Below are 24,330 nucleotides of genomic sequence, written 5' to 3'. Positions count from 1 at the left end.
GGCAGGGTTCCGGGGGAGAGCGGTGGCCTGTGCGATCCCGCACAGCCGCCGCGCTGCCGGGAACGCCGCGTTCCGCCCCCAAGCGCTCTGGCAATTGGGGCGGGCGTGGTCTATTTGCGGCGCAACCGCTCATTTGAAAGGCTGCCCATGAGCTTTGAAACCCCCGGGCCGGTGGAGGCCGAGCTGCACGACGCGATCAGCCCGATCGAGGACATCATCGAGGAAGCGCGCAAGGGGCGCATGTTCATCCTCGTCGATCATGAGGACCGCGAGAACGAAGGCGACCTGGTGATCGCCGCCGAGTTCGCCGACTCTGCCGCGATCAACTTCATGGCGACCCACGGGCGCGGGCTGATCTGCCTGCCGATGACCGCCGAGCGGGTCGACCGTCTGGGTCTGCCGATGATGGCCGTGAACAACTCCTCGCGGCACGAAACGCCCTTCACCGTCTCCATCGAGGCGCGCGAAGGTGTCAGCACCGGGATTTCGGCCGCCGACCGGGCGCATACCATCAAGACCGCGATCAACGAACAGAACACCATGGCCTCGCTGGCGACGCCGGGGCACATCTTTCCGCTGCGCGCGCGGCGGGGCGGGGTGCTGGTGCGTGCGGGCCATACCGAGGCCGCCGTCGACATCGCGCGGCTGGCCGGGCTGAACCCCGCGGGCGTGATCTGCGAGATCATGCGCGAGGACGGCACCATGGCGCGCCTGCCGGATCTGGTGGACTTCGCCAAGAAGCACGGGCTGCTGATCGGCACCATCTCGGACCTGATCTCGTACCGGAGCCGGAACGACAACCTCGTCATCGAGACCTCGCGCGAGAAGGTCCAGTCGGAATTCGGCGGCGAGTGGGAGCTGCGCATCTTCACAGATCAGATCCACAACATCGAGCATGTGGTGATGATCAAGGGCGACATCACCACGCCCGAGCCGGTGCTGACCCGGACCCACGCGATGCACGAAGCCTCGGACATTCTGGGCATCGGGTCGCGCCCGGCGCGCGAACTGCCGCGCGCGATGGAGATCATCGCCGCCGAAGGGCGCGGCGTGGTCTGCCTGTTCCGCCAGCCGCGCAAGGAGCTTTATGCCCATGACGAGGAAGGCGTGCGGACCATCAAGCAGACCGGGCTTGGCGCGCAGATCCTCGCCAATCTGGGCATCCACGAGCTGACCCTGCTGACCGATTACCCCGAAACCCGCTATCTCGGGCTGGATGCCTACGGGCTGACCATCGCGGGCACGCGCCCCATTTTGTCGGAGGGCTGATCATGGCCGGAAGCGAAACCCACTACACCCTGCCGCGCCCCGAGTTCGGCAAGCCGGTCAAGATCCTGATCGTCGTCGCACCCTACTACAAGGACATCGCCGACCAGCTGGTCGCCGGTGCCAAGGCCGAGATCGAGGCGGTGGGCGGCACATGGGACCTCGTCGAGGTGCCGGGCGCGCTGGAGGTGCCGACCGCCATCGCCATCGCCGACCGCATGTCGAACTTTGACGGCTACGTCGCGCTTGGCTGCGTGATCCGGGGCGAGACCACGCATTACGACACCGTCTGCAACGACTCGAGCCGCGCCCTGCAGCTGATGGGGCTTCAGGGGCTCTGCATCGGCAACGGCATCCTGACGGTCGAAAACCGCACGCAGGCCGAGGTTCGCGCCGAGGCCAAGGGGCAGAACAAGGGGGGCGGCGCCGCCGCTGCGGCCTTGCATCTGCTCGCACTCAGCCGTAAGTGGGGCGGCCAGTCCAAGAAGATCGGCTTCAAGCCGTCTTCGGACAGCTACCGCATTGCAGGCGACGACACCGGAACCCACACCGCATGACCACCGATACACCCCTCTCGGGCAACCAGAAGCGCAAGATGAGATCGGCCGCGCGGCTTTACGCGGTGCAGGCCCTGTTCCAGATGGAGCAGTCAGGCCAGAGCACGCGCCTGGTGATCCAGGAATTTCTGGACCACCGCTTTGGCGCTGTCTACGAGGGCGAAGAGATGCTCGAAGGCGATGTGGACCTGTTCCGCAAGCTGGTCGAGGATGCGGTGAACTATCAGGCCCGGATTGACCAGATGACCGACCGCGCGCTGGTCGCCAAGTGGCCGATCGCCCGGATCGACCCGACCCTGCGCGGCCTGTTTCGTGCGGCCGGGGCCGAACTGATCGAGGGCGAGGCGCCCCCGAAGGTGGTGATCACCGAGTTCGTCGATATCGCGCGCGCCTTCTTCCCGGAAGGCAAGGAGCCGAAGTTCGTCAACGCCGTGCTGGATCACATGGCACGCGAGGCGAAGCCCGAGGCGTTCTGACCTCTGGCCCGTCCCCGGTTGGGGCAGGGCCACCCCCAGTCAACCAATCATGTATCGTCGCCGCAGGCCGTTAGAGGCCGTGCGGCGCGCCTGTTGCCAGCACCGAGCCCGTCGGGGCGCCGGTCGGCGAGCCGCCGGGCGGTTCGTCGCTGATGGCGAGCACCAGCCCCTCGGCCGCGTGATAGGCGGCCGGGAGCGGCAGGCGCGCGGTTCCTTCGTCTGGCAGCACGCCCAGCGAGGCGGGGGCGGCATCGCCCTGAATGGCCCAGAGTTCGAGCACACGCCCGGCAGGCGCGGCGCCGACGGTGCGGGTGACGTGAAGCTGCCCGCTGGCGGGGTCATAGACCGCGAGCAGCCGCAGGCTGTTGTCCTCGGCCGCGATCTCGGCCACGTAGCCGGGGCCCTCGGGGGCCGCGGGCCGAAGCAGTTCGACGGCGAGGAAGGCGGCAAGGGCGATGGCCGCGAGGCTGACGCCCTGCCAGAGCCACACGCGGCGCCACAGCGGCACCGGCGGAGGAGCACCGAACAGGCGCGCCATCAGCTGCGCCTTGAGCGCGGCGCGGGGCTTGGCCGGGGCAAAGCCGTCGTTCAGCCCGGCAAAGTGATCGACCCAGTCGGCCACGTCGGATTGTAGCTCTGGATCGGTTTGCATCTCGGCCTCGAAGGCCGTCTGCTCTTGCGGGGTGAGCAGGCGCAGAACGTATTCGGCGGCGCGCGGGGTCCTGTCTTCGCCGGTCATCTCCGTCATCGGCTCATGCACTCCCGAAGCGAGATCAGCGAGCGGCGGAGCCAGGTGCGGATGGTGTTGAGCGGCACGTTCAGCGCCCGCGAGAGATCATTGTAGCTGAGCCCGTCGAGGTAGGCGCCCCGGACCGCGCGGGCGCGGTCGGTTTCGAGTTCGTCGAGGCACTCCGCGATGCGCGCGGCTTCGGACCGGGCGATCGCCGAGGCTTCGGGCGAGGGCGCGGGGTCGCTCAGGCGATCGGCCAGTGGGGCGACATCCTGCGTGTCGCGGTGCCGGCGCAGCCGATCGACGGCAGTATTGCGGGCGATGGTGATCAGCCACGTCATCGGACTCACCCCGTTTGCGGTGTAACTGCCGGCAAAGCGCCAGACCTTCATGAAGGTCTCCTGCAGCGCGTCCTCCGCGCCGGCCCTGTTCTTCAAGATACGCAGGCACACACCGAAGAGTTTCGCCGAGGTGGCATCGTAGAGGGAGGAAAAGGCCGCCCGGTCACCCATTGCGACCCGTGCCAGCCACTGTTCGAGGTCTTCCCGTGTTGCCATGACCGACGCCTGTTCCCCCTCGCGGCGAGGCGGTCCCGGCCTGCCATGAGGCATGGGCACCGCGCTCTTGTCCTTGAGATTAGGGGGAAGTCGCGGAAAATCCAGCCTCTTTCCCGAGATGGTTGCCCAAGTTTTGGGCGTTTCGTGCCTGCGTGTGGCCGCGCCGGGACGTCATTTCGCCGCGCGGCTGTCATGGAGTCTTTAAACTCCTGCGGATCGGTCTATCTTTGAGATGTATTGTGATCCTGTAGCCTGCTTGGAGGAGAACGCGATGCCAGAACTCGTCAAAATGTATATCCGCAATGTTGCGATCGGCTTTGTCGTCGCCGCGATCTTCGTCGGCCTGCTTCTGGGTTTCGACGTATCCGGGCTGCGCGGCCTGATCTTCGGTTCGGACGCCGGGCTGCTGGCACTGGGCATGATCTGGTTCGTTAACGGCATCGTCTTTGCCGGCGTACAGTTCGCCTGGGCCGTGATGTCGATGGCGGAAAAGGAACCGCGCACTCCGCGTGGCGGTCTGCGTGTCACGCCGGACCTCGTGCCGGTCAGGGTTCGCGCCGAGAAGACCAAGCGCCCGTTCTGAGCGACACGGACCGCACGATGAGAAAAGCCGCCCCGAGGGGCGGCTTTTTCGTTGCGGCGAGAACCACCAGTCAACCGTGCGGTGTTTTATTCCCGAGGACCTGTTAATACAGGTGGGCGCCAGGTAACCGGACCAGGGTCCGGACAGAGCCAGCTCCCTCGGATTTGCTTAAGGCCACCGGAATGTAACCGTCCACAAGAAGGGCAGAACCCGCCTCGGCAAGAGATAGGCGCAGTTCTGCCCTGCAGCAAGGGGGGAGGGGGATCGCCGGAAAAGATTTCCCGCGTCTGCCTTCCAAGGCCGCCCGGGCAGGTGCCTCTTGAAAAATGTTCATGGATTGTTCATGGTGAGCCCATGAACGAGCTTTTGCTTCCAGATGTCAGGCCGGGACAGCTCCTCGCGCGCGGGGTCGCGCGGCTGCTGCATGGCCACGGCTTTGTCTCGGTCGAGGAACTGGTCCCGGCGCGCGGCCTCAGGGTCGATGTGATGGGGCTGGGACCAAAGGGCGAGATCTGGGTGGTGGAGTGCAAGTCCTGCCGCGCGGACTTTCAGTCGGACGCCAAGTGGCAGGGCTACCTGGAATGGTGTGACCGCTACTTCTGGGCGGTGGATCAGGATTTTCCGACCGACCTGCTGCCCGAGGGCACCGGGCTGATCATCGCCGACGCCTATGATGCCGAGATCATCCGCATGGCGCCCGAGACCAAACTGGCCCCGGCGCGTCGCAAGGTGATGGTTCAGAAGTTCGCGACCCACGCGGCGCGGCGGCTGCACGCGCTGCGCGATCCCGGCTTTATCGTTTGATCGAACGTGCGGCCTTGGCGGCGGCGAGGATCTCTTCGGCGATCTCCTCTGCCTCGTCCGGATCGAAATCCATCGGCACTTCGAGCCCATGCGCCTCGATGAACAGGCGCACCATGCCCTTGTCGGTCGGGCCGATCTGCAGGTTCGCTTCCATGTCGCGTTCGGTGTTGATGCCCATCGTGTCTCTCCGGGAAGATAGGGGCCTCTGCTATATCGCGCCGGGTTGAGAATCAAGCGGGGTTTGGCGTTTGATGCCGCATGACCGATCTGATCCTGCGCCCCTTCACCTCCGATGACACCGACTGGCTGGTCGAACAGCACGGGCAGCTCTACGCCCGGGACGAGGGATTCGACGAAAGTTTCGGGGAACTGGTCCGCGAGATCCTCGTCGCCTTCAACGCCGATCACGACTCCGCGCGCGAAACCGGCTGGATCGCCGAGGAGAACGGTCAGCGACTCGGCTCGATCTTCTGCGTTTCGGCGGGGGAGGCCACGGCCAAGCTGCGGCTGTTCCTGCTGACGCCGGAGGCGCGCGGCAAGGGTTTGGGAAAACGACTGCTGACCACCTGCATGGAATACGCGCGCTCGAAGGGCTATTCCGAGATGGTCCTGTGGACCCACGAGAGCCACCGCGCGGCCTGTGCGCTTTACCGCGCCTTCGGCTGGACACTGGAAGACAGCAAGCCGGTCCGCTCCTTCGGGGTGGACCTTGTCGAACAGCACTGGCGGATTTCGCTCTGAGCGGTAGCGATTTCCGGCAACTTGGCCTTGCAATCGGATCCCGCCTTGGCTAAATCGCCCCCCAGTGCCGCCTTAGCTCAGTTGGTTAGAGCGCTGGATTGTGGATCCAGAGGTCCCCTGTTCAAGCCAGGGAGGCGGTACCATCCGGTTTTCCCCCATGACATCGCGAAGTATTCCCGCCTTGCAGGGCGTTGCGCCTGCCTGTTTCCGGGCGTTTTCCGCGTGTCCGTAGGTTAATGCGGCTTGTCCCACGCGGTGAGTAGACCTTGCCCGACGCATCGGGTAAGCGTTGCGCGGATCAAGAAAAGGCTAGGAAACTATGGCTGAACCGAACACTCCCGATATCGTGTATACCAAGGTGGACGAAGCGCCGGAGCTGGCCTCCGCCTCGCTTCTGCCGATCATCCGGACCTTTGCCGCCGCGGCCGGGGTTTCGGTGGGCACCAAGGACATTTCGCTCGCCGGGCGCATCATCTCGGCCTTCCCGGACAAGCTGACCGAAGCGCAGCGCATCACCGACGACCTGGCCGAGCTGGGTGAACTGGTGAAGACGCCCGAGGCCAACGTGATCAAGCTGCCGAACATCTCGGCCTCGGTCCCGCAGCTGGTCGCCGCGATCAAGGAACTCCAGTCGCAGGGCTACGCGCTGCCGGACTACCCCGAAGAGCCCTCGACCGACGAGGAAAAGGCCGCCCGCGCCAAGTATGACGCGATCAAGGGTTCGGCCGTGAACCCGGTCCTGCGCGAGGGCAACTCCGACCGCCGCGCCGCCGTGGCCGTCAAGAACTACGCCAAGGCAAACCCGCACCGCATGGGCGAGTGGACTGCCGACAGCAAGACCCGCGTGGCCGCCATGTCGGGCGACGACTTCTGCTCGAACGAGGTTTCGGCGACGCTGGCCAAGGCCGCGAGCGCCAAGATCGTTCTGGAAACCGCCGACGGCGAGACCGTCCTGAAAGAGGGTGTGTCCTACCCGGCAGGCACCGTTGTCGACGCGACCTTCATGTCGGCCAAGGCGCTGGATGCCTTCCTTGCCGCGGAAATCGAGAAGACCAAGGCCGAAGGCGTGCTGTTCTCGCTGCACATGAAGGCCACCATGATGAAGGTCTCGGACCCGATCATCTTTGGCCACGCGGTCAAGGCATGGCTGGCGCCGGTCTTCGACAAGTTCGGTGACAAGATGACCGCTTTGGGCGTCAACCCGAACTCGGGCCTCGGCGACCTGCTGGCCCGCGTCAAGGACGATGCCGAGATCATGGCCGCCATCGACGAGGTGACCGCCGCGCGTCCGCCGATGTACATGGTGAACTCCGACAAGGGCATCACCAACCTGCACGTGCCCTCCGACGTCATCATCGACGCCTCGATGCCCGCGCTGATCCGCGCCGGCGGCAAGGGCTGGGGCCCGGACAACAAGGAGCATGACTGCGTCTGCGTCATCCCCGACAACTCCTATGCCCCGGTCTATGACGAGACGGTCAAGTTCTTCAAAGCCAACGGCAAGCTGAACCCGGCCACCGCCGGCACCGTTCAGAACATCGGCCTGATGGCGCAGAAGGCCGAGGAATACGGCTCGCACCCGACCACCTTCGAGATCCCGGTGGCCGGTACGGTCAAGATGATCCTTGACGACGGCACCGTGCTGCATTCGCACGCCGTCGAAGCGGGCGACATCTGGCGCTCGGCTTCGGCCCGCAAGGCGCCGATCGAGGACTGGGTGAACCTGGCCATCGAACGCCAGAAGGCCGAAGGCTGCGAAGCCATCTTCTGGCTGGACGAGAACCGCGCCCACGATGCCGAACTGATCAAGTACGTGACGCCGATCCTCGAGGCCAAGGGCGTGGCGGACAAGTTCCAGATCATGTCCCCGGCCAAGGCGACCACGCAGACGCTGGAGACCATCACCAAGGGTGAGAACTCCATCGCCATCACCGGCAACGTGCTGCGCGACTACCTGACCGACCTGTTCCCGATCCTCGAACTGGCCACGTCGGCCAAGATGCTGTCGATCGTGAAGCTGATGAACGGCGGCGGCCTGTTCGAGACCGGCGCGGGCGGTTCCGCTCCCAAGCACGTCCAGCAGTTGGTGGAAGAGAACCACCTGCGCTGGGACTCGCTCGGCGAGTTCTGTGCGCTCGGCGAGAGCCTGAAGTTCCTGGCCGATGCCAAGGGCAACGAGAAGGCGCGGGTGCTGGGCAAGGCGGTGGATGCCGCCACGCAGGGCATCCTCGACCACGACCGCAGCCCCTCGCGCAAGGTGGGTGAGCCGGACAACCGCGACAGCCATTACTGGTTCGCCCGCTACTGGGCCGAAGCTCTGGCGGCGCAATCCGACGATGCCGATCTTGCCGCGCATTTCGCGCCCATCGCCAAGGGCCTGGCCGAAGGCGAGGCCGCGATCATCGGTGAACTGGCCGCGGTTCAGGGCAAGCCCGCCGATCTTGGCGGCTACTATCACACCGACGCGGACAAGACCGCTGGCGTGATGCGCCCCTCGGCCACGCTGAACGCGATCATCGGCTGACACCGGCGCCCGTGACGGGCTTTGGCCAAGCTTGAGAAATGATGGAAATGGCCCCAATTCGGGGCCATTTCCTGTTTCGGCGTGTCCCTGTCGCGGGAAGGGAAACTATTTGCGAAACGTGCGGGGAATTGAGCGCCGCAGTGAACTTCTTCACAGATTAATTATGGTCAATACACGACAAAAGCGTGCGAAAGGCGCCGGAATCGTCTATAGGACCGGGGTGGGTAGGGGGCTGCGGACGGCTTGGCCGGTAGTGTTTCTCGTTTTCCTCGTTTGGTATGGGTCGGTCTGTCCCGCCTGAAAAATCTTCCCGTCCGGGGCGCGGCTCCAGGCGGATCATTTCGATAACCCCGGGACGATCTCCCCGCCAATTCTGGTGAACGAATGGCAATTCTACGATTTTCCACGCCTTATGCGATTGGCTCAGAAAGCGTTACCGCGACTTTCTCGATTTCGGGCGATGCAATCATTTTCGAAAACGCGGATGGATTTCGCGGCGTCTATTATGTCGAGGATCTCGTCTATCGCGACGAGCCCAACAATACCTCTGGCCGCTACACCCTGATCAGCGGCACCATCTATGCCTATGAACAGTCTTATGACGGGGTGGACCAGTTCTCGCTCGAGGATATCTCGGTGTCGATCGAGGATGCGATCCTCAATCCGCCGGACACCACGGTCGGATTCCTCAACCTGTTCTACGACGGCGATGACGAGATCTATGGCTCGTCCGGCGATGACACGCTCTGGGGCTACCGGGGCGACGACCTGCTAGAAGGCGGCCTCGGGAACGACACGCTCTACGGCAACCTGGGCGATGACAGTCTGTATGGCGGCCTGGGTGCGGACCGTCTGGTAGGTGCCGAGGGCGCCGACCTGCTGGATGGGGGCAGGGGCGCCGACACGATGGAAGGTGGCGCGGGCAATGACACCTACATGGTGGACAACGCCAACGATGTCGTGACCGAAGCGGCGGGTGAGGGGACCGACACGGTCGTCACCACGCTGGCGAGCTATCAGCTGAGCGCGAATGTCGAGAACCTGACACTGACCGAAGACGCGGGAGAGCGCAGCGGGACAGGCAACAGCCTCGACAACGTGATCCGGGGCGCGGCCGGGGCCGCCAACACGCTCTCGGGCCTGGACGGCGACGACCTGCTGGTCGGCAGGGCGCTTGCGGACATCCTCCAGGGCGGCAACGGCGACGATATCATGCGCGGCTATGGCGGTGCGGACCTGCTGGACGGGGGCAACGGCGCCGACGTCATGGAAGGCGGCAAGGGCAGCGACACCTACGTGGTGGACAATGCCAATGACGTTGTGACCGAGGCGGGAGGACAGGGCAATGACACGGTCCTCACCACGCTCGGGGCCTACCAGCTGAGTGCGAATGTCGAGAACCTGACGCTGACCGGCGATGCGGGAGACCGCAGCGGGACCGGCAACGCGCGCAACAACGAGATCCGGGGCGCGGCAGGGGCCGCCAACACATTGTATGGGCAGAACGGCAACGACCTGCTGATTGGCCGCGATGGTGATGATACGCTCTATGGTGGCAAAGGGGCCGATACCCTGACCGGCAACGGCGGTGCGGACTTCCTGCAAGGCGGCGCGGGCGGCGATACGCTCGAAGGGGGCGGCGGTGACGACACGCTTTATGGCGGCACGGGCAAGGATACCCTGCGCGGCGCCGGCGGCGACGACCTGCTGAATGGCGGCAGCGGGGCCGACAGCATGGAGGGCGGCAAGGGCGACGACACCTACGTGGTGGACAACGCCAATGATGCCGTGACCGAGGCGGCGGGAGAGGGGACCGATACGGTCATCACCACGCTTGCCTCCTATGAACTGGGCGCGAACCTTGAAAACCTGACCTTGAACGGGGGCGGAGACGAGCGCAGCGGGTCCGGCAACAGCCGTGACAACGAGATCCGGGGTGCGACGGGGGCCAACAATACGCTGACGGGCCTCAAGGGGGCCGACATTCTGATCGGGCGCGGTCGCGCGGACACGCTTTATGGCGGGTTGGGCGACGACGATCTGCGCGGCAACGGCGGAGGCGACTGGCTCGACGGCGGCAAGGGCGCCGACTCGATGGCGGGCGGCGCGGGCAACGATACCTACGTGGTCGACAATGCCGGTGACGTGGTGATCGAGAGCGCGGACGCGGGCCGCGATACGGTCATGACCAGCCTGTCGACCTACACGCTGACGAGCAATGTCGAGAACCTTGAGTTCTCGGGGGCCACCGGCCCGGTGACCGGCACCGGCAATGCGGTGGACAACGTCATCACCGGGCAGTCGGACGTGGCCAACACGCTCTCCGGCGGTGCAGGCGACGACGAACTGACCGGCGGTTCGCAGGACGATGTGCTCGACGGCGGGACCGGGGCGGATACGATGACCGGCGGCGCCGGGGACGATACCTACGTGGTGGACGACGCGGACGATACGGTGGTGGAAGATGTCAGCGACGGGACGGATACCATCCTAAGCAGCCTCTCGACCTATACGCTGGGCGACAACCTCGAGAACCTCACGTTCTCGGGCGCGAGCGGCACCGTCAGGGGGACCGGCAACGCGCTCGACAATATCATCACCGGCCAGTCCGACGTGGTGAACCGTCTGTGGGGCGAAGCGGGCGACGATACGCTGATCGGCGGTGACGAGGACGACCGGCTGGATGGCGGCACGGGCGCCGACAGTATGTCGGGCGGCGCCGGGGACGATGTCTACTTCGTGGACGACGCGGGCGACACGGTCGACGAAGCCGACGGCGAGGGCAGCGACCAGGTGCGTACCACGCTGGCCTCCTACACGCTGGGTGACAATGTCGAGCGGCTGAAGTTGCTTGGCAATGACAGCGCGGACGAACTGGAAGGCACAGGCAACGCGCTCGATAACGAGATCCTCGGTTACAGCGGCACCGCGAATGTGCTGAGCGGGCTTGGCGGCGCGGACACGATCACCGGCGGCAAGCAGGGCGACCAGCTCTCCGGCGGTGGCGGCAACGATGAATTGCACGGGCTTGCCGGTGACGACACGCTGCAGGGAGGCAACGGCCAGGACACCCTCTATGGGCAGGGTGGCCGTGACCAGCTCTACGGCGACGGGGGCGCCGATACGCTCTACGGCGGCGGTGGCGACGATGCGTTGCTCGGTGGCGCGGGCAGCGACAGCCTTTATGGCGGGTCCGGCGAAGACCTGATCTATGGCGGTGACGGCGCGGATCTGCTCGATGGCGGCAATGGTGCCGACAGCATGTACGGCGGCGCGGGCGACGATACCTATGTCGTCGAAAACTCCGACGATTACGTCTCGGAAGAGGCGGAAGAGGGCACCGATCTCGTGCGGACCAGCCTCGGCTCCTACACGCTTTCCTCCTATGTCGAAAACCTCGAGCTGGATGGCAGCGGCGCGCAGACGGGCACCGGCAACGATCTGGCCAACGAGATCACCGTGACCGGCGACTTCGACTACACGCTCTACGGCATGGCGGGCGACGATACGCTGACCGCCGGGGCCGGGAACGACATTCTCGACGGGGGCACTGGCGCCGACACCATGACCGGCGGTGCGGGGGACGATACCTATGTCGTCGATGACGCGGGCGACGTGGTGGTCGAACTGGCCTCGGGCGGTACCGACCTGGTGAACACGGCGCTGGCCTCCTACACCCTTGGGGACAATGTCGAATACCTCGGCCTGCTGGAGGAAGACGGCACCGCGACCGAGCGCAGCGGCACCGGCAACGACCTCGACAACCGGATCACCGGCGCCACCAGCGCCGACAACACGCTCTCGGGCCTTGGCGGGAACGATACGATCTACGGTGGAGTCGGTGCGGATACCATCGACGGCGGGGATGGCGACGATACCATCTATGGCGGCGACGAGGTGTTCAACAGCTCGGAGGAGTTCTACCCCGGCGACACCATCGACGGCGGCGCGGGCAATGACACCATTTATGCCGAAGCCGGAGACGACACGCTGAACGGCGGCGACGGGGATGACCTGCTCGATGGCGGGGCCGATTACGATTACCTCTATGGCGGGCTCGGGGCGGACTCCCTTTACGGCGATGGCGATGCCGCGGAGTCGAGCTACGACACCTTCATCTTCAAGAGCTTCGAGGAGAGCCGGTCGGGTGATGGCAACCGCGACACCATCTACGATTTCGAGCAGGGCAACGACGTCATCGACCTCAGCGAGATCGTGATCTCGGACGGGGCCAACGTCGAACTGGTTCTGGAGGAGTGGAACGGCGAGGGCTACGACGAGAACTTCTATTACGTGGCGGGGGATGGCGACGCGAGCGCCGACGTGATCATTCACGTGGTGTTCGACGGAACCGACACCCACATCATCGCCGATTACGCCGCCGACTACCTGGGAGTGGGCACGGCGGATACCTCTCTGGATGCCGATTTCGAGATCCTGCTCAAGGGCGAGTTCGAGCTGGACCGATACGATTTCTACCTGTCTTTCTTCGGTGACGCAGCATGATCGGGAAGAGAGGGGAACGCCCCGGAGCGGTGCGGAGCAAGGGATTGAAGAAGATGACATTTGCCAAGAAAACGATGGTGTTGCTGACGGTGCCGGGCATGGTCCTTGGCCTTGCGCAGGGGGCCGAGGCGCGGCAGGTTCCGGGCTGGCCGATGCCGGCCACCCAGACCGAGGGCGCGCAGATCTACCTCGCGCAGGTGACCGGCGGCTCGGTCGCTGGCGAGGAACCCGACAACGATGTTTCGGAAGGGCCCGACCAGTCGCGCGAGCAGTCTTTCACTGACACCACCACCGAGATCAGTGCGCTGTCGATGTCGGTGACACCCGAAACCACGGCAACGACACAGTCGATCGTGGCCATGCTGAACGATTCCGACGCGGTCTGCAGCGTGCTTGAACTGAACTACCGGGTCGACTGTCTTGCACAGGAACTCGACCGCATCGCCGAGTCGATCCCCGAGGACCCGGCCTTTCGCGAGGTGAAGGCGGCGCTGGCCGATGCCTCTGCCGAGATGGGGGAACTGGTGCGCCAGAACCGCGACCCCGACAAGCCGCGCGTGCGGGTCGAGATGCCTGCGGGCAGCGGGCGCCAGTCGACGGGGTCGTTGCGCCCGGTCAGTCCGGAGGCGCTCGACAGCACCCGCGAGGCGGCGCTTGACATCCTCGACCGGACGGCGACCGTCCTGCTGCGCTCGGCGGACAACTACGAAGAGCGCGCGGTCGAATTCCAGCGCGTCGCGCAGGCGCTCGATTCGAGCAAGGTCCTGCTGCGGTCGTCGTAACGGCCTATTCCAAGGGCGCGATCTCGACCGTCTGGCGCAGCCTGCCGGTGGCGCGGTCGAAGATCAGCAGGCGGCTGCCGCCCTCGGTCACCACCGCGTACCAGCCCGGTGTCATGGTAAAGGCCTCGGCCCTGACACCGTCCGGCAGGGTGATGGTTTCGGGCACCACCGGCGCAGTTTGCGTGAATCGGATGACAAACAGGGCGACAATTACTAAAAGCCCGCAAATCATCACTGCCGTCAGTACCGTCACCAGCACCCGCAGGAACCGCAGGTTGGCCGGAAGAGGGCTCTGCTCCGAAGGTTCGCTCATGGCCACCCGTCACATCTCATTCGTCATCGCGGCCGATCCGCCGCCCCGTCTTGATAAGGCGCTTTCGCGCGATGTGCCAGACGAGGCGGCCCTGTCGCGCACCCGCCTGTCGCGCCTGATCGACGAGGGCGCCGTCGCGGTCGACGGTCAGCCGGTGACCGACGCCAAGGCGCGCGTGGCGGAAGGGGCCGAGGTGGTCATCACGCTGGAAGCCGCGGAAGAGAGCCATATCGGCCCCGAGGACATCCCGCTGGACGTGGTCTACGAGGACGACGAGCTGATCGTGGTGAACAAACCCGCGGGCATGGTGGTGCACCCGGCGCCGGGAACCCCGACCGGCACGCTGGTCAATGCGCTGCTGCATCACTGCGGCGATGACCTCTCGGGCGTGGGCGGCGTCAAGCGGCCCGGCATCGTGCACCGGATCGACAAGGACACCAGCGGCCTGCTGGTGGTGGCCAAGACCGACGCGGCGCACCACGGCCTCGCCGCCCAGTTCGAGGCGCATAGCGCCGAACGCTATTACCAGGCGCTCTGCTTCGGGGTGCCGAATGCCAACGATCCGCGCCTCAGGGGGATCAAGGGCACAAATTTCGAGCCCGGCAACATCCTCAAGATCACCACGCAGCTGGCCCGACACAAGACCGACCGGCAGAAACAGGCGGTGCTGTTCCAGGGCGGACGCCATGCGGTCACGCGGGCGCGCGTGGTCTCGGAGTACGGCACGCCACCAGTTGTGGCGCAGATCGAATGCTGGCTCGAGACCGGGCGGACCCACCAGATCCGCGTGCACATGGCCCATGCCGGGCACGGGCTGGTCGGTGATCCGGTCTATGGCGGCAAGCGGCGGCTTGCCAAGGGCGCGCTGAGCGATGCGGCCGCGGCAGCAGTCGTCGCCTTTCCACGTCAGGCCCTGCACGCGGCGGTTCTGGGCTTTGAACATCCCGTGAGCGGAGAGCTGATGCGCTTCGAGGCGCCGATGCCCGAAGACATGCTGGAGCTGATCGCGCTGCTGGAGGGCTAGATCCGCCCGGTGACCAGCAGCCAGAGGCACAGGGCAGACTCGCTCACCAGGGGGATAACGTAAGCGGTCTGGAACCCGGCAAGCTGCTCGGGCGCGAAGAGCCGCAGCGCGCTGCCGGTGAGGTAGACGAGGGCCGAGAGCGCAAGGCCGACGTAGATCGGCCGGGGCACGGTGCCCGCCTTGGCCAGCAGCACCGCCATCGCCGCGCAGCTGACGGCGAAGAACACGAGGCCGAGGTCGTAGGCGAGGGCGTGCAGCCCGATCAGCGCCATGGCCTGTGCCTCGCCCGCGGCAAACATCGCGGGGGCGCCAGCGAGCGCGACCAGACCCGCCCCGATCAGCGCTGCCTGCACCAGACGGAAGAACGCGGCGATCAGGGCCAGCAGCGGCTGGACCGTCGAGAGCAGGGCGAGAAAGACGGCGGCCAGCGCCACATCGGCACAGGCCATGACCGTATCCGCCGCGACCGAGAGGCTCAGGAGGCCGGGCGCGGCGGCGATGGCCAGCGCCGTGGCTGCGGCATCGCCGGGGACGATCAGCTGCGCGCGGGCGATGCCCTCGCTCCAGACCCCGCAGAGGATGATGACGAGGTAGAGGGCACCGGCAAACCTAGCCAGCCGGGACCGATTGCGCCGGTCAAAAGATGAAAAATATGTCATACTGGCGCCAGCCTCGTTACATCAATTGCCGCTAGACTAGCCATGCGCGGAGGGGAAAGCACCCTTGCGATGCCCCAACCCTGTGCACGGCTGCACAGAATTCCCTGTAACCGAATGACCTCTGAGGAATTATTCATAGTGAGCGCCTTGAAATGGCGGAAACCCTGACCCATATCCCATGTTAAGACCCTAAACATTGGGAGGAGTGGATAAGAACAATGGCAAATTACGCAAATCTCCCCGCACCGACGCCCGAAGGCGGTCTGAACCGGTACATGCAGGAAATTCGCAAGTTTCCTATGCTGGAGCCGGAAGAGGAATACATGCTGGCCAAGCGTTGGGTCGAGGAACAGGATACCGAAGCGGCGCACAAGATGGTGACGTCGCACCTTCGCCTCGCGGCCAAGATCGCCATGGGCTACCGTGGCTATGGCCTGCCGCAGGCCGAAGTCATCTCGGAGGCCAACGTCGGCCTCATGCAGGCGGTCAAACGCTTTGACCCCGAGAAGGGCTTCCGCCTTGCCACCTACGCGATGTGGTGGATCCGCGCCTCGATCCAGGAATACATCCTGCGGTCCTGGTCGCTGGTGAAGCTCGGCACCACCTCGGCGCAGAAGAAGCTGTTCTTCAACCTGCGCAAGGCCAAGGCCCGTATCGGCGCGCTCGAGGAAGGGGACCTGCACCCCGATAACGTGAAGCAGATCGCGAACGATCTCGGCGTGACCGAGGACGAGGTGATCAGCATGAACCGCCGGATGTCGGGCAGCGATGCCTCGCTCAATGCCACAGTGGGGCAGGAGGGCGAAGGTTCGATGCAGTGGCAGGACTGGCTCGAGGACGAGGATGCCGATCAGGCTGGCGACTACGAGGCGCGGGACGAACTCGACGCGCGCCGCGAACTGCTGGCCCAGTCGCTGGACGTGCTGAACGACCGCGAGAAGGACATCCTGACCCAGCGCCGGCTGGCCGAGGAAACCGTGACGCTGGAAGACCTCAGCACCCAGTACGGGGTCAGCCGCGAGCGGATCCGCCAGATCGAGGTGCGGGCCTTTGAAAAACTGCAGAAGCGGATGCGCGATCTCGCCCGCGAAAAGGGCATGCTGCAGACCGCCTGAGGGCGGAGCGAACCGATGAAACGAGAGGCCGGGCGCGATGCGTCCGGCCTTTTTCGTATCCGGGCGCGGGCACCGGGCCGATCACGTTTCGACGAAACCGGGGTCGCGCCGGTTGTAAGACCGTGACGGCGTGTCCGGCGTCTGGAATACTCGTGGCATCAGTACTGCGAAGGCGAATGCGATGATCCGGATACTGGCCAATACCACCTATGCCCGCCTGTTCGCGGCACAGGTCATCGCCCTGCTGGGCACCGGCCTGATGACCGTGGCACTGGGGCTGCTGGCCTACGACCTTGCGGGCGATCGCGCCGGGGCGGTGCTGGGAACGGCGCTGGCGATCAAGATGATCGCCTATGTCGGCTTGGCTCCGCTGACCAACGCCATCGCCGAGTACCTGCCGCGCAAGGTGCTGCTGGTCGGGGCGGACCTGATCCGCGCCGCGGTGGCGCTGGCCCTGCCGTTCATCGACGCGGTCTGGCAGGTCTATGCGCTGATCTTTGTCCTCCAGGCGGCCTCGGCGACGTTCACGCCCGCCTTCCAGGCGCTGATCCCCGAGATACTGGAAGACGAGGGCGACTATACCCGCGCCCTGTCACTGTCGCGTCTCGCCTACGATCTGGAGAACCTCGTGAGCCCGGCGCTGGCCGGTCTGCTGTTGCTGGTCATGACCTACAGCGGCCTGTTCGTCGGCACGGCGGCGGGGTTCCTCGGCTCGGCCCTGCTGGTGATCTCGACGGCGCTGCCGGTTCGGCAGGCCCCGGCCAAGCGGCGCAGTTTCTTCCAGCGCCTCACCCGGGGGGGCCGTATCTACCTTGCGACACCCCGCTTGCGAGGGCTGCTGGCGCTGAACCTGTCGGCCGCCGCCGCCGGCGCCTTCGTCATCGTCAATACGGTTGTGCTGGTGCGTTCGGGCTATGGCGGGTCGGAGGCCGATGTCGCCTATGCGCTCGCCGCCTTCGGGGGCGGGTCGATGCTGGCGGCCCTGACATTGCCGCGCCTGCTGGAGCGGCTGTCGGACCGCGCGGTGATGACCGGGGCGGCTGCGCTGCTGGTGATGCTGACGCTCGCCCACGGGATCTGCATGTTGACCGCCGGTACGCTCGCCTGGGCGCTGTTTCTTGTCGCATGGGCGGCAAGCGGCGTGCTCTACTCGGCGATCCTGACGCCCTCGGGGCGATTGCTGCGGCGCTCCAGCCATGCCGAGGACCGGCCCGCGCTGTTTGCCGCTCAGTTCGCCCTGTCCCACGCCTGCTGGCTGCTGACCTACCCGCTGGCAGGCTGGATCGGCGAGGCCTTTGGCATGGCGGCGGCGTTGTTGCTGCTTGGGGCACTGGCGGCGCTGGGCGTCTGGATCGCGCTGCAGGTCTGGCCGGATGCGGACCCGGAGGAGATCGAGCATCTTCATCCCGATCTGCCGGACGACCATCCGCACCTTGTCGAACACGGGCGGCGCAGGCATCGCCATGTCTTTGTCATCGACGACGAGCACGAGGCCTGGCCGACGCACGGGTAGCCGCAGGGCGCGATACCATCCGTGCATCCTGTGGTTGACGGCAGAACGGGGCAGGGAGGTTATCTCCCCTGCCTCCACCACTGCGCGCAGGGGGAGCTACGACTGCCGCAGGATCTTCTCCATCGGCCGACCCTTGGCCAGTTCGTCGACCAGTTTGTCGAGATAGCGGATCTCGCGCATGGTCTCTTCCTCGATCTCCTCGATCGTGACCCCGCAGATCTTGCCGGTGATCGACCGGCGGGCCGGGTTCAGCGCGGGGGCCTTCGCGAAGAAGGTCTCGAAATCGGTTCCGTCCCCGATCAGCGCCTCCAGCGCGTCCTGTTCATAGCCGGTCAGCCAGCGGATGATCTCGTCCACCTCCGCCTTGGTGCGCGCCTTGCGCTCGGCCTTGGCAACGTAGTGCGGATAGACCGAACCAAAGCTCGTCGTGTAAATCCTGTGCGCCATCTGTCTGTCCGGCCTCCCGTCCTAAGGGCCAGCCTAGCACGAGCCACGGCGCAGGGCCGTGAAAAACATAAGCCATGTCATTGGGTTGAGAGGCGGATTGACGCCGATCTATTGCGAGGGCGGCGTGGCATGAGCGCGCGGCGCGGGGAAATCTCCGTTGAACACGCGGCGGGGGCGGGTTAACTCATGGTCTGCCCGGACGCGACGTCCGGTGGAGGACTGGGCCGCGCTGCCCGTCAGGAAGGATTGCCGCCCCGTGAAAATGCACGAGACCTTCATCAAGCCGATGCACCCCGAGGGCATCCGCTTTGTCGCGATTTTCGCAGTCATCACGCTGATTCTGTTCTGGGCCTGGGAGCCGCTGGGCTGGATCGGGGTGGGCCTGACGGTCTGGTGCTATTACTTCTTCCGCGACCCCAAGCGCAGCGTGCCGCAGCGCGACGGGCTGATCGTATCACCGGCGGACGGAATCATCTCGCTGATCGAACCCGCCGCGCCGCCGCCGGAACTGGGGCTGGGCGATGTGCCGCTGACCCGGGTCAGCGTGTTCATGTCGGTTTTCAACTGCCACGTGAATCGCGCGCCCATCGCGGGCACGCTCGAGACGATGGTCTACCGCCCCGGCAAGTTCCTCAATGCCTCGCTCGACAAGGCGAGTGAGGACAACGAGCGCAACAGCCTCCTATTGCGGCTGGCCGATGGCCGGGCTCTGCCGGTGGTTCAGATCGCCGGGCTGGTGGCGCGTCGCATCGTTCCCTTCGCCAAGGAAGGCCAGCAGCTCGCAACCGGCGAGCGCTTCGGCCTTATCCGCTTCGGTTCCCGGCTCGATGTCTACCTGCCCGACGGAGTGGAGCCGCTGGTGGCCCTCGGTCAGACCATGGTGGCCGGTGAAACCGTGATGGCCGACCTCGCCGCGTCGGAGCCCCGCCGCATGGCGCGGTCGGAATAATGAGCGAGCAACCCCCCCGGCGCGAACGCGGAACGGTTTTGAGCCTCGTTCACCTGCTGCCCAACCTGATGACCCTTGGCGCGGTCTGTGCCGGCATGACCTCGATCCGCTTTGCCATCGAAGGGCAGGTGGTGACCTCGATGTCGCTGATCGTGCTGGCGGCCGTACTCGACGGGCTCGACGGGCCGACGGCACGATTTCTCAAGAGCGAGAGCGCCATCGGTGCCGAACTCGACAGCCTCGCCGACTTCATCAACTTCGGCGTGGCGCCGGGGCTGCTGCTGTATCTCTGGGCCCTGCACGACGGGCGCAGCGCAGGTTGGATCGGGGTGCTGATCTACGGCGTCTGCTGTGCCTACAGGCTGGCGCGCTTCAACGTCGCCTCGCGGATCGAGACCACAACGCCCAAGACGACCTTTACCGGGGTTCCGGCCCCGGGGGCCGCGCTGCTGGTGCTGATGCCGCTGGTCTTCTCGCGCACGATTCCGGGGCCAACGGGCCCCATCCTGCCGGTGTTCACCGGCGTCTGGCTTGTTTTCGTCGGTTTCCTGATGATCTCGCGCTTTCCCACCCCGGCGCTCAAGACGCTGCGGGTGCCGCGCGACAAGGCCCCGTTTGTGACCGTGGCCCTCCTCGGGTTCATAGCGATTTTCCTGACATGGCCCTGGCCGGCGCTGCTGGCCATCGAGGTGGGGTACCTTGCCCTGCTGATCCGTTACGCCATGCATGACCGTTTCAGAGTTCGGAAGGAGGCCGATGAATGAAAGCAGATTCCGTCACGACATCGTACCGTCGTTGGGCGCCAATCTATGACAAGACCTTTGGCGCGCTGACCAATCCGGGTCGGCAACGGGCGGTCGATTACGTGAACCGGCGCGGCGGTTCGGTGCTGGAGGTCGGCGTCGGCACCGGCCTGGCGCTGTCGCATTATGCGCGTGGGGTCGAGGTGACGGGCATCGACTACTCGCCGGAGATGCTGTCGAAGGCGCGCAAACGGGTCACCGAAGAGCGCCTGACGCAGGTGAGGGAGCTGCGCCAGATGGATGCGCGCACGCTCGACTTTCCCGACAACAGCTTTGACTTCGTGTCGGCGATGCACGTGATCTCGGTGGTGCCCGAGCCGCAGAAGGTGATGGCCGAGGCTGCGCGGGTCTGCAAACCCGGTGGCAAGGTGATCATCGTCAACCATTTCGCGACCGAGAAGGGCTTTCTGGCCGTGGCCGAACGCGTGGCCGCGCCGCTCGACCACCTGTTGGGCTGGCACTCCGACTTTCCCATCTCGACGGTGCTGGGCGAACCCGCGCTGGTCGAAACGGAGCGCTGTGCGCTGCCGCCGATGGGAATGATGACCTGGCTGGTGCTGACCAAGCAGGGCTGATCCTACTTCCAGAGATTGAAACGGGCCGGGACCGGGCGGGGCGAAATACCTCATGCCGGGACCGGCCCGTTTTGCTATGTATGTCGTCGGAGCGAGGGAGGTCGGACGATGACGGTAAGATGGGGAATCCTCGGCGCGGCGCGCTTTGCCGAGAAGCACATGGCGCCCGCGATCCACGCGGCAAAGGGCGCATCGCTGGACGCGCTGGCGACCTCATCGCCGGACAAGGCCGAGCGGTTCCGCGCCTTCTGCCCCGGGCTGCGGGTGCATGACAGCTACGAGGGGCTGCTGGACGATCCCGAGATCGATGTGGTCTACATCCCGCTGCCGAACACGCTGCACGTCGGGTGGAGCCTGAAGGCGCTGGCGGCGGGCAAGCACGTGCTCTGCGAGAAGCCCATCGCCATGCAGGCCCCCGAGATCGACGCGCTGATTGCGGCCCGCGACCAGAGCGGACTGCTGGCGGCCGAGGCCTACATGATCGTTCACCACCCGCAATGGCAGCGCACGCGGGCGCTGATCGCCGATGGCGCCATCGGGCAGGTGGTTCATGTCGAGGGGCTGTTCGGCTTCGACATTTCCGCAGATCCCGGCAATATCCGCAACCGGCCCGAAACCGGCGGCGGGGCGATACCCGATATCGGGGTCTATACCTACGGCTCCACCCGCTTTGCCACTGGGGCCGAGCCGGAGGACATCACTCAGGCGGCGCTGGTCTTTGACCGGGGCGTCGACGTGATGGCGCAGGTCTCGGCCAAGTTCCCGGGCTTCACGGCGCACTGGGTCAATTCCACCCGCATGTTCCCGGCCCAGACGATGACCTTTGTCGGATCTGAGGGCCTGATCCGTCTCACCGCGCCCTTCAATGCAGGTGTCTTCGGCGAGGCGCGCGTCGAGGTGCACCAGCCGGGTCTGGCGATCCGGGAAGAGCGCTTTCCGGGCGTGAACCAATACGTGCTGCAGGTCGAGGCCTTCTGCCGTTCGGTAGACGGGGGCGAGCCCTATGCCTGGCCTCTGGAAGAGGCCCGCGCCACCCAGCGCATGATCGACCGCATCTACACCAAGGCGCAGGGCGGCGTTTCGGCCAGTTCCATCCGCATGATGTGCTGAGGACCCGCCGCGCCGCCCTCCCATAGTTCGCCGGTGTCGATGAAGCCGGCGGAGAGATAGCTGCGCACGGCAATCGGATTTCGCAGGTTCACCGTCAGCGCGAGGCTCGGAGCGCCGGGATAGTGTCTCGGCAGGTAGTCCTGCAGCAGTCTGATGGTGCCCTTGCCGATCCCCTTGCCCTGATGGGCGGCGTCCACCATCACGGCGCGCAGGCCCAATTCGCCCTCGCGGGCGAAGGGATGGGTCTGGTCATAGCCCCGGTCGATCTTGAAGAACCCGACCGGATGGCCGTCCAGCAGGACGGCGAAGAGATCCATCATCGGGTCCGGCGACTCGAAGGCGCTCTCGAGGGTTCCCGAGAACAGCACCTGCTCGGGCGCCACGGCGACATGTTTGACCAGGTCGTAGTCGTCCAGCCCGATGGGGCGGAGGGCGAGGGCCGCGAGGGAGGACATCAGTCCTCCATCGCCTCCAGTTCGTCGATGAAGCCCGAGATCATGTCGAGGCCCTTGTCCCAGAACTTCGGATCCGAGGCGTCGAGACCGAAGGGGGCCAGCAGCTCCTTGTGGTGCTTTGACCCGCCGGCCTTGAGCATCTCGAAGTACTTGTCCTGGAAGCCCGGCGTGCCCTCGGCATAGACCGAGTAGAGCGCGTTCACGAGCCCGTCGCCGAAGGCATAGGCATAGACGTAGAAGGGCGAGTGGATGAAGTGCGGGATGTAGCACCAGAAGGTCTCGTAGCCTTCCATGAACTCGAAGGCCGAGCCGAGGCTCTCGCCCTGCACGGACATCCACAGCGCGTTGATGTCTTCCGGCGTCAGTTCGCCACCGCGGCGGGCGGCGTGCAGCTTGCACTCGAAGTCGTAGAAGGCGATCTGGCGGACCACCGTGTTGATCATGTCCTCGACCTTGCCGGCCAGCAGCACCTTGCGCTGCGCCTTGGTCTCGGCCTTTTCCAGCATCTTGCGGAAGGTCAGCATTTCGCCGAACACGCTCGCCGTCTCGGCCAGCGTCAGCGGCGTCTGGCTCAGCATCTCGCCCTGACCGGCGGCCAGAACCTGGTGCACGCCGTGGCCAAGTTCATGGGCCAGCGTCATCACGTCCCGCGGTTTGCCGAGGTAGTTCAGCATCACGTAGGGGTGCACTTCGGTCACGGTCGGGTGGGCGAAGGCGCCCGGCGCCTTGCCGGGTTTCACCGCGGCGTCGATCCAGCCCTTGTTGAAGAAGGGCTCGGCGATCTCGCCCATGCGCGGGTCAAAGGCGGTGTAGGCCTCCATCACCGTCTTTTCCGCCTCGTCCCAGCCCACGGTGCGCGGGTCTTCGAGCGGCAGGGGCGCGTTGCGGTCCCAGACCTGCATCTTGTCGAGGCCAAGCCACTTGCGCTTGAGCTCGTAGTAGCGGTGGCTGAGCTTGGGGTAGGCGTTGACCACGGCGGTGCGCAGCGCTTCGACCACCTCGGGCTCGACATGGTTGGACAGGTGCCGTGCGGTCTGTGCGGTCGGCATCCCGCGCCAGCGGTCGATGACTTCCTTCTCCTTGGCCTGCGTGTTGTGCACACGGGCGAAGGTCTTGATGTTCTCGGAAAAGACGTCGGCCAGTTCCCGCGCCGCCAGCTCGCGCTTTTCGCGGTCTGTGTCGGTCAGCAGGTTCAGGGTGCCCTCGATGTTCAGCGGCTCGCCATCGACGAAGAACTCGAGGCCCGCGATGGTCTCGTCGAACAGTTTTTCCCAAGCGTCGCCGACGACGCCGAGGTCGTGCAGGAACTTTTCCAGCTCGTCCGACAGCTGGTAGGGCTTCATCGCGCGGATACGCTCGAACACCGGGGCGTAGCGGGCAAGGTCGTCATTCGCGGCGAAGAGCTTTTCCAGGTGCCCGTCTTCCAGACGGTTCAGCTCCAGCGTGAAGAACACCAGCGGGGTGGTGAAGTTGGTGATCTTCTCCTGCATGTCGGACATGAACTTGGCCCGGCCCGCGTCGGTGGTCAGTTGGTAATAGCGCAGGCCCGCGAAGGACATGATGCGCCCCGCGATGGTGCTGATGCGCTCGTTGCGCAGCACGCAGTCCAGCATGCCCTTGTCGTCGAGCGAGGCCAGCTTGCCCTCGTAGTCGGCGGCGAAGGAGGCGCAGGCCTCTTCCAGCCAGTCGAGGTCGCGCTTCAGCTCGGGCGCGGTCTCGCTGGCGTAGAGGTCGGTGAGGTCCCATTCCGGCAGGTCGCCAAGACCCTTGTTGCCGGAACCGGCGTTGGCGTCGCGAACGGGGAAGGGAAGCTGGAACATCGGTAACCTCTTTCTCATGCG

At 65.5% G+C, this 24,330-nt stretch carries 24 protein-coding genes and 1 tRNA gene; 17 read left to right on the top strand and 8 right to left on the bottom strand.

Going from position 1 to position 24,330, the window contains the following annotated elements; genetic code table 11:
* Positions 1 to 147 precede the first annotated feature (147 nt).
* From ribB to nusB, 3 genes are read left to right on the top strand one after another with little or no spacing between them, the layout of a single operon-like run.
* Entirely contained in the window at positions 148 to 1,269 is a 1,122-nt protein-coding gene (gene ribB, locus DDT93_RS19060; RefSeq protein WP_109467464.1) for a 3,4-dihydroxy-2-butanone-4-phosphate synthase, read from the top strand.
* A 2-nt stretch (positions 1,270 to 1,271) separates the two neighbouring features.
* Positions 1,272 to 1,823 carry a 6,7-dimethyl-8-ribityllumazine synthase gene (locus DDT93_RS19055; RefSeq protein ID WP_109467463.1) on the top strand — a complete coding sequence of 184 codons (552 nt, stop codon included), beginning with the start codon at positions 1,272 to 1,274 and terminating at the stop codon, positions 1,821 to 1,823.
* Positions 1,820 to 2,299 (top strand): transcription antitermination factor NusB, encoded by a 480-nt coding sequence (nusB, locus tag DDT93_RS19050; protein WP_109467462.1) that lies wholly within the window; start codon positions 1,820 to 1,822, stop codon positions 2,297 to 2,299. Before DDT93_RS19055 ends, nusB begins: the two co-directional genes overlap by 4 nt.
* A 70-nt stretch (positions 2,300 to 2,369) precedes the next feature.
* Here nusB and DDT93_RS19045 read toward each other — a convergent pair whose 3' ends face one another.
* Complete coding sequence (locus tag DDT93_RS19045; protein WP_109467461.1) at positions 2,370 to 3,047, bottom strand: anti-sigma factor; 678 nt, start codon at positions 3,045 to 3,047, stop codon at positions 2,370 to 2,372.
* A complete protein-coding gene (locus DDT93_RS19040) occupies positions 3,044 to 3,586 on the bottom strand; it encodes a sigma-70 family RNA polymerase sigma factor (protein ID WP_109467460.1) in 543 nt (180 codons plus the stop codon). Before DDT93_RS19040 ends, DDT93_RS19045 begins: the two co-directional genes overlap by 4 nt.
* A 271-nt stretch (positions 3,587 to 3,857) precedes the next feature.
* Here DDT93_RS19040 and DDT93_RS19035 point away from each other — a divergent pair, with 271 nt between their 5' ends.
* Positions 3,858 to 4,169, top strand: coding sequence for a hypothetical protein (locus DDT93_RS19035; protein ID WP_109467459.1), 312 nt, complete (start codon positions 3,858 to 3,860; stop codon positions 4,167 to 4,169).
* Between the two features lie 354 nt (positions 4,170 to 4,523).
* Positions 4,524 to 4,973 (top strand): MmcB family DNA repair protein, encoded by a 450-nt coding sequence (locus DDT93_RS19030; RefSeq protein ID WP_109467458.1) that lies wholly within the window; start codon positions 4,524 to 4,526, stop codon positions 4,971 to 4,973.
* Here the strand turns inward: DDT93_RS19030 and DDT93_RS19025 are convergent.
* Positions 4,963 to 5,151: a DUF6324 family protein gene (locus DDT93_RS19025; RefSeq protein ID WP_109467457.1), complete on the bottom strand. Its 189-nt coding sequence runs from the start codon at positions 5,149 to 5,151 to the stop codon at positions 4,963 to 4,965. The two genes, DDT93_RS19030 and DDT93_RS19025, sit on opposite strands and share 11 nt — an antisense overlap.
* 80 nt (positions 5,152 to 5,231) lie before the next feature.
* On the opposite strand from DDT93_RS19025, the gene DDT93_RS19020 reads away from it, so the two are divergent.
* The 5 genes from DDT93_RS19020 to DDT93_RS19000 all read left to right on the top strand — a co-directional run bounded on the left by DDT93_RS19020 (position 5,232) and on the right by DDT93_RS19000 (position 13,526).
* Positions 5,232 to 5,714, top strand: coding sequence for a GNAT family N-acetyltransferase (locus tag DDT93_RS19020; RefSeq protein WP_109467456.1), 483 nt, complete (start codon positions 5,232 to 5,234; stop codon positions 5,712 to 5,714).
* A 66-nt stretch (positions 5,715 to 5,780) separates the two neighbouring features.
* Positions 5,781 to 5,857 (top strand) — tRNA-His (locus tag DDT93_RS19015).
* A 176-nt stretch (positions 5,858 to 6,033) separates the two neighbouring features.
* Entirely contained in the window at positions 6,034 to 8,238 is a 2,205-nt protein-coding gene (locus DDT93_RS19010; RefSeq protein WP_109467455.1) for an NADP-dependent isocitrate dehydrogenase, read from the top strand.
* A gap of 384 nt (positions 8,239 to 8,622) precedes the next feature.
* The gene (locus tag DDT93_RS19005) at positions 8,623 to 12,744 is read left to right on the top strand and encodes a calcium-binding protein (protein ID WP_109467454.1); all 4,122 of its coding nucleotides are present in this window, start codon (positions 8,623 to 8,625) and stop codon (positions 12,742 to 12,744) included.
* A gap of 44 nt (positions 12,745 to 12,788) precedes the next feature.
* Entirely contained in the window at positions 12,789 to 13,526 is a 738-nt protein-coding gene (locus DDT93_RS19000) for a hypothetical protein (protein ID WP_157960230.1), read from the top strand.
* Positions 13,527 to 13,530: 4 nt separating this feature from the next.
* Here DDT93_RS19000 and DDT93_RS18995 read toward each other — a convergent pair whose 3' ends face one another.
* Entirely contained in the window at positions 13,531 to 13,839 is a 309-nt protein-coding gene (locus DDT93_RS18995; RefSeq protein ID WP_109467452.1) for a DUF6476 family protein, read from the bottom strand.
* Between DDT93_RS18995 and DDT93_RS18990 the strand changes: the two genes are divergently transcribed.
* Positions 13,838 to 14,863 (top strand): RluA family pseudouridine synthase, encoded by a 1,026-nt coding sequence (locus DDT93_RS18990; RefSeq protein ID WP_109467451.1) that lies wholly within the window; start codon positions 13,838 to 13,840, stop codon positions 14,861 to 14,863. The two genes, DDT93_RS18995 and DDT93_RS18990, sit on opposite strands and share 2 nt — an antisense overlap.
* On the opposite strand, the gene DDT93_RS18985 is transcribed toward DDT93_RS18990, so the two are convergent.
* Positions 14,860 to 15,522, bottom strand: coding sequence for a DUF4386 domain-containing protein (locus DDT93_RS18985; RefSeq protein WP_109467450.1), 663 nt, complete (start codon positions 15,520 to 15,522; stop codon positions 14,860 to 14,862). The two genes, DDT93_RS18990 and DDT93_RS18985, sit on opposite strands and share 4 nt — an antisense overlap.
* A 218-nt stretch (positions 15,523 to 15,740) precedes the next feature.
* Here DDT93_RS18985 and rpoH point away from each other — a divergent pair, with 218 nt between their 5' ends.
* Positions 15,741 to 16,637 carry an RNA polymerase sigma factor RpoH gene (rpoH, locus tag DDT93_RS18980; protein WP_109467449.1) on the top strand — a complete coding sequence of 299 codons (897 nt, stop codon included), beginning with the start codon at positions 15,741 to 15,743 and terminating at the stop codon, positions 16,635 to 16,637.
* A 181-nt stretch (positions 16,638 to 16,818) separates the two neighbouring features.
* Positions 16,819 to 18,150, top strand: coding sequence for an MFS transporter (locus DDT93_RS18975; protein ID WP_109467448.1), 1,332 nt, complete (start codon positions 16,819 to 16,821; stop codon positions 18,148 to 18,150).
* A 96-nt stretch (positions 18,151 to 18,246) separates the two neighbouring features.
* On the opposite strand, the gene DDT93_RS18970 is transcribed toward DDT93_RS18975, so the two are convergent.
* Positions 18,247 to 18,597 carry a DUF2200 domain-containing protein gene (locus DDT93_RS18970; protein WP_109467447.1) on the bottom strand — a complete coding sequence of 117 codons (351 nt, stop codon included), beginning with the start codon at positions 18,595 to 18,597 and terminating at the stop codon, positions 18,247 to 18,249.
* Positions 18,598 to 18,859: 262 nt separating this feature from the next.
* On the opposite strand from DDT93_RS18970, the gene DDT93_RS18965 reads away from it, so the two are divergent.
* The 4 genes from DDT93_RS18965 (at position 18,860) to DDT93_RS18950 (ending at position 22,034) form a co-directional block, all read left to right on the top strand.
* Complete coding sequence (locus DDT93_RS18965; RefSeq protein ID WP_109467446.1) at positions 18,860 to 19,546, top strand: phosphatidylserine decarboxylase; 687 nt, start codon at positions 18,860 to 18,862, stop codon at positions 19,544 to 19,546.
* Complete coding sequence (gene pssA / locus DDT93_RS18960) at positions 19,546 to 20,310, top strand: CDP-diacylglycerol--serine O-phosphatidyltransferase (protein WP_109467445.1); 765 nt, start codon at positions 19,546 to 19,548, stop codon at positions 20,308 to 20,310. Before DDT93_RS18965 ends, pssA begins: the two co-directional genes overlap by 1 nt.
* Positions 20,307 to 20,924, top strand: a complete 618-nt coding sequence (locus tag DDT93_RS18955) for a class I SAM-dependent methyltransferase (protein ID WP_109467444.1) — start codon at positions 20,307 to 20,309, stop codon at positions 20,922 to 20,924. The genes pssA and DDT93_RS18955 overlap by 4 nt, the downstream gene beginning before the upstream one ends.
* Before the next feature lie 108 nt (positions 20,925 to 21,032).
* Complete coding sequence (locus tag DDT93_RS18950; RefSeq protein WP_109467443.1) at positions 21,033 to 22,034, top strand: Gfo/Idh/MocA family protein; 1,002 nt, start codon at positions 21,033 to 21,035, stop codon at positions 22,032 to 22,034.
* Here the strand turns inward: DDT93_RS18950 and DDT93_RS18945 are convergent.
* Entirely contained in the window at positions 21,980 to 22,489 is a 510-nt protein-coding gene (locus tag DDT93_RS18945) for a GNAT family N-acetyltransferase (RefSeq protein WP_109467442.1), read from the bottom strand. The two genes, DDT93_RS18950 and DDT93_RS18945, sit on opposite strands and share 55 nt — an antisense overlap.
* A complete protein-coding gene (locus DDT93_RS18940) occupies positions 22,489 to 24,309 on the bottom strand; it encodes a M3 family oligoendopeptidase (protein ID WP_109467441.1) in 1,821 nt (606 codons plus the stop codon). The genes DDT93_RS18945 and DDT93_RS18940 overlap by 1 nt, the downstream gene beginning before the upstream one ends.
* Between the last annotated feature and the right edge of the window lie 21 nt (positions 24,310 to 24,330).

It is taken from the genome of Albibacillus kandeliae, from assembly GCF_003116585.1.
GTDB classification, from domain to species: Bacteria; Pseudomonadota; Alphaproteobacteria; order Rhodobacterales; family Rhodobacteraceae; genus Albibacillus; species Albibacillus kandeliae.
The sequence above is the reverse complement of the archived record's forward strand: the minus strand, read 5'-3'. Positions and strand labels throughout refer to the sequence as shown.